This window comes from Pseudarthrobacter sp. MDT3-1, assembly GCF_054510755.1.
Window position 1 is genome coordinate 91,775 of the sequence record NZ_JBTNDX010000016.1, and the last position, 6,161, is coordinate 97,935.

The following is a 6,161-nucleotide window of genomic DNA, read 5'->3' on the forward strand; positions in this document are numbered from 1 at the left end:
GCACACTGCACCTACCCGCAACCGTCAAAACCGCTATTAATACATACAAGGAGCAAGCCCATGAAAGTCCGAAATTCCCTCCGCGCCCTGAAGAAGGTTCCCGGCGCCCAGATCGTCCGACGCCGGGGCCGCACCTTTGTGATCAACAAGAAGAATCCTCGGATGAAGGCCCGTCAGGGCTGAGGCTGCAGACCGGCTCACCCCGCGCCTGCCGTTGCGTCAGCCGCGGCAGGCGCCTAGAGTCGGCGGACACGTTGCACTACGCAGAGAGGGACTTTCATGCCGAACGACACCACTCAGCCCGACAACACCGAGCCCGGGACCGCAGAACCCGCCCCCGGCGCCAAGGACCCTACCGGCGTCGAGGGTTCCAACCCGGCCCTGGACGATACCGGAAGCCCCAAAGCCGAAGAGGTGGGCGAGGCCGCTGAGCCGCCCGAAGATCTGCAAAACCTGGACCTCACGCCCCTAGGACTCTCCGATGAGCCGGCCAAGGAGGAAGACCCGGACAGCATGGCCAAGCCGGAAAACAGCTAAGCCAGCGAGCCGGTATGGGCGACGGCGGCACCCAACCCGGTGCCGCCGTCGGACGTTTGAGCCTGTAAAGCTCCTAACCTCAACGCGGGGTCACTCGCCGTTACTACGAGGCCGGCACCTGCGCCTGGATGGCCGTGATGGCCACCGTGTTCACGATGTCCTCCACGGTGCAGCCGCGCGAGAGGTCGTTGACCGGCTTGCGCAGGCCCTGCAGGACGGGCCCGACGGCGACCGCGCCCGAGCTCTGCTGCACCGCCTTGTACGTGTTGTTGCCGGTGTTCAGGTCGGGGAAGATGAACACCGTCGCCTGCCCTGCCACCGACGAGCCCGGCATTTTGGAGGCCGCGATGGAGGCGTCCACGGCGGCGTCGTACTGGATGGGGCCTTCGACGGCGAGATCCGGGCGGCGTTCACGCACCAGTTCGGTGGCCTGCCGGACTTCGTCCACGGCCTCGCCGGAACCCGAGCCGCCGGTGGAGTAGGACAGCATGGCCACGCGCGGCTCCACCCCGAACTGCGCGGCGGTTTCGGCCGAGGCGAGGGCGATGTCCGCGAGCTGCTCCACGTTGGGATCGGGGTTCACGGCGCAGTCGCCATAGACCAGCACCCGGTCCGGCATAAGCATCAGGAACACCGAGGACACGATCTTCACGCCGTCGCGCGTTTTGACGAACTCGAGCGCCGGGCGGATGGTGTGCGCGGTGGTGTGCGCGGCGCCGGACACCATGCCGTCCACCACTCCGAGCTGGACCATCATGGTGCCGAAGTAGCTGCCGTCCTGCATGATTTCCAGGGCCTTGGGCAGGTCCACGCCCTTGTGGGCGCGAAGTTCGGCGTACTTCTCCGCGAACCCCTGCCGCAGTTCCGAGGTGGCCGGGTCCACGATGTTGATCCCGGCGAGGTCGACGCCGTTGGCCGCTGCCAGCTCCCGGACCTGCGAATCCGGTCCCAGCAGGGTGAGATCGCAAACGTCGCGGCGGTGCAGGATTTCGGCGGCCAGCAGGATCCGGACGTCCGTACCCTCCGGCAGCACCACGTGCCGGCGCTGCCCCCTGGCCCGTTCGATGAGGTCGTGCAGGAACCGCAGCGGGGTCATCCGTTCCAGGCGCGGCAGGTGGAGGCGTTCCACAAGTTCGGCCTCGTCCACCCGTTTGGACCACAGGCCCAGGGCGGAAGCCACCTTGCGGCGGTGCCCGGACCAGATCTCGCTGCGGACCTCGGAGACCCGCTTGGCGGTGGTGTAGGTGTCCTGGCTGGCGGCAAACACGGGGAACGGCGCCTGCGCCAGGAGCGGGTAGATGTTGGCGTCCGGGGCCAGCCCACCGGTCAGGATCAGCGCCGACGGCACGGGGAATTCCGGCGAGAACGACGACGCCAGGCAGGCCACCATCACGTCCGCGCGGTCGCCGGGAACGATCACCAGGGCACCCTCGTCCAGCACGTTCAGGAAGTTGCCCACATTCATGGCCGCCACCTTGATGTCACGGACGTCGCGTTCCATGTCCGCAAGGCCGGCGATCTGCCGCACACCCAGCGCCGCAGCAACCTCGCCGGTGGTGGGCCGGGCGATCTCCTCCAGCTCCGGCAGGACATACACCGGCCGGTTGGATGCGCCGGGCTTCACGGCGGCCGCGATCTCCTCCACTAAGTCCGGGTCCGCGCGGTTCACCATGATGGCCAGCAGCGTGCACTTTTCCGCCACCAGTTCCTTGCGGGCAACCTCGACGGCGGCCGCTGCCTCGGCAACGCTGAGCCCCTTTGCGCCCACCACGGCAACAACGGGCGCGGCCAGGTTGTTGGCCAGCCGGGCGTTGAGGTCAAACTCGACGGCGGCGTCCTGGCCGGTGAGGTCCGTCCCCTCCACGATCACCACGTCGCAATGCCTGGCAATCTCGGCGAAGATCTCCACGCAGCGCGCATCGATATCCGCTCGTTTTCCGTCTGCCAGGAGGGCACGCACTTCGGTGGACGTCAGGCCCCCACGGCAACGGTCGTCGTCGAGCGCGAAGCGTGATTTCATCAGCGCCACCATGGGGTCGTCGGCGGCGTCCGGGCCGTGGACCACCGGTTTAAAGAAGCCGATCCGGTCCGCGTGCCGGTGGAGCGTGTCCGCGAGGCCCAGGGCCACGAGCGATTTGCCCGACCCCGGGGTGGTCGCGCTGACGTAGATGCCTTTGGCCATGGTCCGCCCTTTGCTGTGCGTGGTGCCGGTCCCTCCATCCTTGCACTTCCGTGCCGGGGGTCCCACCGATCAGGGGTACCCACAGACCGATCTGCCCTTGACACCGGACCCGCATCTGGGATTACCTAATGAACATTCGGTAAATAAAGCTGGAGGCAATGACGCATGGCTGAAGCAGCACTCTCCGGGGCCACCCACCCCATCCTGGAAAACGACTACGCCTCCGAATGGATGGGCATCGAAGTCCTCGCCGTCAGCGACGGGCACGCCACCATCCGCATGACGCTCCGGCAGGAAATGCTCAACGGGTTCGGTATGGCCCACGGCGGAATGATCTTCGCCTTCGCCGATTCCGCGTTCGCCCTTGCCTGCAATCCGGTCAATCCCACCCCCGAAGAGGCCGACAGCATCACAGTTGCCGCCGGCGTCGACATCAATTTCCTGAAGCCCGCCTACCGCGGCCAGGTGATCACCGCCGTCGCGGACCGCCGATCCAGCTCAGGGCGCAGCGGGCTGTACGACATCCAGATTTTCGCGGCCGATGCCGATACGCAGCCCGGTGCGCAGGCCGATTCGTTACCCAGCTCCGGCAACCCTGGGGAACTCATCGCCGAGTTCCGCGGACGCAGCCGCACCATTCCCAAGAAGTAGGAAACCATGACCCTCCACGCCCCCGAAACCCCCATGCCGCAGTCCACGTCCCAGGGCACAGATCCCATTCTGGACCGCGAGGAAACCATCTCCCGCGACGAGCTCGAGGCCCTCCAGCTCACCCGCCTGCAGCACACCGTGGCCTACGCCTACGACCGCGTGCCGCTCTACAAACGCAAATTCGACGACGCCGGCATCCACCCCACCGACCTGCGCGAACTCAGCGACCTCGGCAACTTCCCCTTCACCACCAAGGAAGACCTGCGCGCCGAGTACCCATTCGGCATGTTCGCGGTGCCGCAGAGCGAAGTAGCCCGCGTGCACGCAAGTTCGGGCACCACAGGCCGGCCCACCGTCGTCGGGTACACCAAGCAGGACCTGGCCGACTGGGCCAAACTGGTGGCGCGCTGCCTCCGCGCGTCAGGCGTCCGGCCCGGCATGAAGGTCCACAACGCCTACGGTTACGGCCTGTTCACCGGCGGCCTGGGCGCGCACGCCGGCGCTGAAGCACTGGGCTGCACCGTCATCCCGATGTCCGGCGGGCAGACCGAACGCCAGATCCAGCTCATCCAGGACTTCCAGCCAGACGCCATCCTGGCCACGCCCACGTACCTGCTCACCATCGCCGACGCCATGGCCCACATGGGCATCGACCCGACGTCGACCTCGCTCAAGTACGCAGTCCTGGGCGCCGAACCGTGGACGCAGGAGATGCGGCACGAACTCGAAGTCACCATGAACATCAAGGCCTGCGACATCTACGGCCTGTCCGAAGTGATGGGCCCGGGCGTCGCCGGCGAGGCCGTGGAAACCCAGGACGGCAGCCACATCTGGGAGGACCACTTCCGCCCCGAAATCATCGACGCCTTCAACCCTGTCGTGGGCAAGGAAAACGTCCTGCGCGACGGCGAACACGGCGAGCTCGTTTTCACCTCGCTCACCAAGGAAGCGTTGCCGATCATCCGCTACCGCACCAAGGACCTCACCCGCCTCCTGCCCGGCACCGCCCGCCCCGCACACCGCCGGATGGGCCGCATCACCGGCCGCAGCGACGACATGATCATCCTCCGCGGCGTGAACCTGTTCCCGTCCCAGATCGAGGAAATTGCGCTGCGCATCCCCGAGCTCAGCCCGCACTTCCAGCTCGAACTCACCCGCCCCGAAGGCCAGCGGATGGACCAGCTGACGGTCAAGATCGAGCGCCGGGACGCGGTGACAGTTGAGCAGAGTACGACGGCGGCGCGCACCCTGCAGGAGCAGATCAAGATCCACGTCGGTTCTTCGTGCGCCGTTGACGTGGTGGAGCCGGGTTCACTGGAGCGGTCAAACGGCAAGCTGCGCCGGATCTACGACCTGCGCCCCAAGGCATAGCGCGAACGGACACTTGAGGCCCGGGCTGCGCCGCTACAGGGATTACCGAACGTTCGTGGGAAAATAGCCGGTATGCCCACTACAGCAGTCCCCAGCAAGCGCGGCCGTCCCGGTTACGACCAGCAGTCGGTGCTGCTCATCGCCGTCGACGTCTTCAACCGGCACGGCTATGACGCCACGTCCATGGGCATCCTGGCCGAGAACCTGGGCATCTCGAAATCGGCCATCTACCACCACGTGCCGTCCAAGGGAGACCTCCTGAGGCTCGCCCTGGACCATGCGCTCGGTGGCCTGGAATCAATCCTCGAACAGCCCGGGGCGCAAAGCGGCGCCGCGGACGCACGGCTGGAATTTGTCCTGCGTCAGACCGTGGCCGTCCTGGTGGAGCGGCTGCCGTTTGTCACGCTGCTCCTACGGTTGCGGGGCAACACTGACATTGAGCGCGACGCCCTGGAACGCCGTCGCGCGTTTGATCACGAGGTGGCCGCCCTGATTTCCGCAGCCCGCGACGAAGGCTCGCTGCGCCAAGACATCGATCCGCGCACCGTCACGCGCCTGCTGTTCGGCACCATCAACTCAATCGTGGAATGGTACAAACCGGGCGGCTCCCTCACGCCGGAAAAACTGGCCGACGACGTCATCACCATCGCGTTCGACGGGCTCCACGCGCAGCACTAGGGAATGCTGCGGCCTGCTGAGTGCGACCTGCTGAGGCGGTCAGAGCTGGTATTCGGCCTGCATGCCCAACGTCTCGTGAACGCAGAGGATGTTGTGCTCCGTGTCCATGAACCAGGCGCATTTCTCGGAGTCCGTGGTGCAGATGTGGTTCTCGGTCTTCAGGTTGGGCAGGTCGTAATCCTGGAAACGGACGCCCCTGGCCTCCATGTCCTGCACGATCCGCTCAATGTTTCGCACCTCAAAACTAAGGGCGGTGTGCTCGGAGTGCTTCCCGTCCGAGACCGGCAACAACTGCAGCATCGGGCCGCCGTCGCTACCGAGTAATTCGCTTCCATTGTCTGTCATTCCGCGGTGCGGGAGGCCCAGTTTTTCGGTGTAGAAACTGCGGGCGCGCGCTGCGTCATCGACGGGCAGGATGGTTGTGGCTGTGTTCAGGGCTAGGTTCATTTGGCCACCTCCTACGGTGCAAATTTTACGCCACGGCAACCCGGAAAGATCCAAACGCTCTCTCACATAATGCGGGAAAACCCCCGACGCTCTCTCACCAGTGCGAGAGCGTCGCCGGAAACCGTACATTAAGCCTGTATGCCCCTTGCGGGGCGCCCGTTCCGGGCTGAAAATGTGCCTGTGGTCGCCTGTTGTCGACGCCGTAGTCACTATGGTTCTTTCAGTCCGTCATTAAGCCGGGCGCCGGGGATCACGCCGTGGGCCCTTCACTGTTTCCTTTTACCGAGAACGAGGA

7 protein-coding genes are annotated in these 6,161 nt (G+C 65.7%); 5 read left to right on the forward strand and 2 right to left on the reverse strand.

What is annotated here, in order from left to right; genetic code table 11:
* Nucleotides 1-60: 60 nt before the first annotated feature.
* The gene (gene ykgO, locus ACX80X_RS13800) at nucleotides 61-183 is read left to right on the forward strand and encodes a type B 50S ribosomal protein L36 (RefSeq protein WP_058931424.1); all 123 of its coding nucleotides are present in this window, start codon (nucleotides 61-63) and stop codon (nucleotides 181-183) included.
* Between the two features lie 96 nt (nucleotides 184-279).
* Nucleotides 280-537 carry a hypothetical protein gene (locus tag ACX80X_RS13805; RefSeq protein WP_252614605.1) on the forward strand — a complete coding sequence of 86 codons (258 nt, stop codon included), beginning with the start codon at nucleotides 280-282 and terminating at the stop codon, nucleotides 535-537.
* Nucleotides 538-640: 103 nt separating this feature from the next.
* Here the strand turns inward: ACX80X_RS13805 and pta are convergent, their stop codons facing one another.
* Nucleotides 641-2,719, reverse strand: coding sequence for a phosphate acetyltransferase (gene pta / locus ACX80X_RS13810; protein WP_252614604.1), 2,079 nt, complete (start codon nucleotides 2,717-2,719; stop codon nucleotides 641-643).
* A 165-nt stretch (nucleotides 2,720-2,884) separates the two neighbouring features.
* Here pta and ACX80X_RS13815 point away from each other — a divergent pair, with 165 nt between their 5' ends.
* The 3 genes from ACX80X_RS13815 (at nucleotide 2,885) to ACX80X_RS13825 (ending at nucleotide 5,419) form a co-directional block, all read left to right on the forward strand.
* On the forward strand, nucleotides 2,885-3,370 hold the full coding sequence (locus ACX80X_RS13815; protein WP_252610576.1) for a hotdog fold thioesterase: 486 nt from the start codon (nucleotides 2,885-2,887) through the stop codon (nucleotides 3,368-3,370).
* A 6-nt stretch (nucleotides 3,371-3,376) separates the two neighbouring features.
* A complete protein-coding gene (gene paaK / locus ACX80X_RS13820) occupies nucleotides 3,377-4,741 on the forward strand; it encodes a phenylacetate--CoA ligase PaaK (protein ID WP_252614603.1) in 1,365 nt (454 codons plus the stop codon).
* A 72-nt stretch (nucleotides 4,742-4,813) separates the two neighbouring features.
* Nucleotides 4,814-5,419: a TetR/AcrR family transcriptional regulator gene (locus ACX80X_RS13825; RefSeq protein WP_248758956.1), complete on the forward strand. Its 606-nt coding sequence runs from the start codon at nucleotides 4,814-4,816 to the stop codon at nucleotides 5,417-5,419.
* 39 nt (nucleotides 5,420-5,458) lie between these two features.
* Here ACX80X_RS13825 and ACX80X_RS13830 read toward each other — a convergent pair whose 3' ends face one another.
* Nucleotides 5,459-5,866, reverse strand: a complete 408-nt coding sequence (locus ACX80X_RS13830; RefSeq protein WP_248758955.1) for a VOC family protein — start codon at nucleotides 5,864-5,866, stop codon at nucleotides 5,459-5,461.
* Between the last annotated feature and the right edge of the window lie 295 nt (nucleotides 5,867-6,161).

Bases quoted from the DNA above. Each gene is read 5' to 3' on its own strand.
- ykgO (WP_058931424.1), top strand. From the start codon at position 61: ATGAAAGTCCGAAATTCCCTCCGCGCCCTGAAGAAGGTTCCCGGCGCC.
- ACX80X_RS13805 (WP_252614605.1), top strand. From the start codon at position 280: ATGCCGAACGACACCACTCAGCCCGACAACACCGAGCCCGGGACCGCA.
- pta (WP_252614604.1), bottom strand. From the start codon at position 2,719: ATGGCCAAAGGCATCTACGTCAGCGCGACCACCCCGGGGTCGGGCAAA.
- ACX80X_RS13815 (WP_252610576.1), top strand. From the start codon at position 2,885: ATGGCTGAAGCAGCACTCTCCGGGGCCACCCACCCCATCCTGGAAAAC.
- paaK (WP_252614603.1), top strand. From the start codon at position 3,377: ATGACCCTCCACGCCCCCGAAACCCCCATGCCGCAGTCCACGTCCCAG.
- ACX80X_RS13825 (WP_248758956.1), top strand. From the start codon at position 4,814: ATGCCCACTACAGCAGTCCCCAGCAAGCGCGGCCGTCCCGGTTACGAC.
- ACX80X_RS13830 (WP_248758955.1), bottom strand. From the start codon at position 5,866: ATGAACCTAGCCCTGAACACAGCCACAACCATCCTGCCCGTCGATGAC.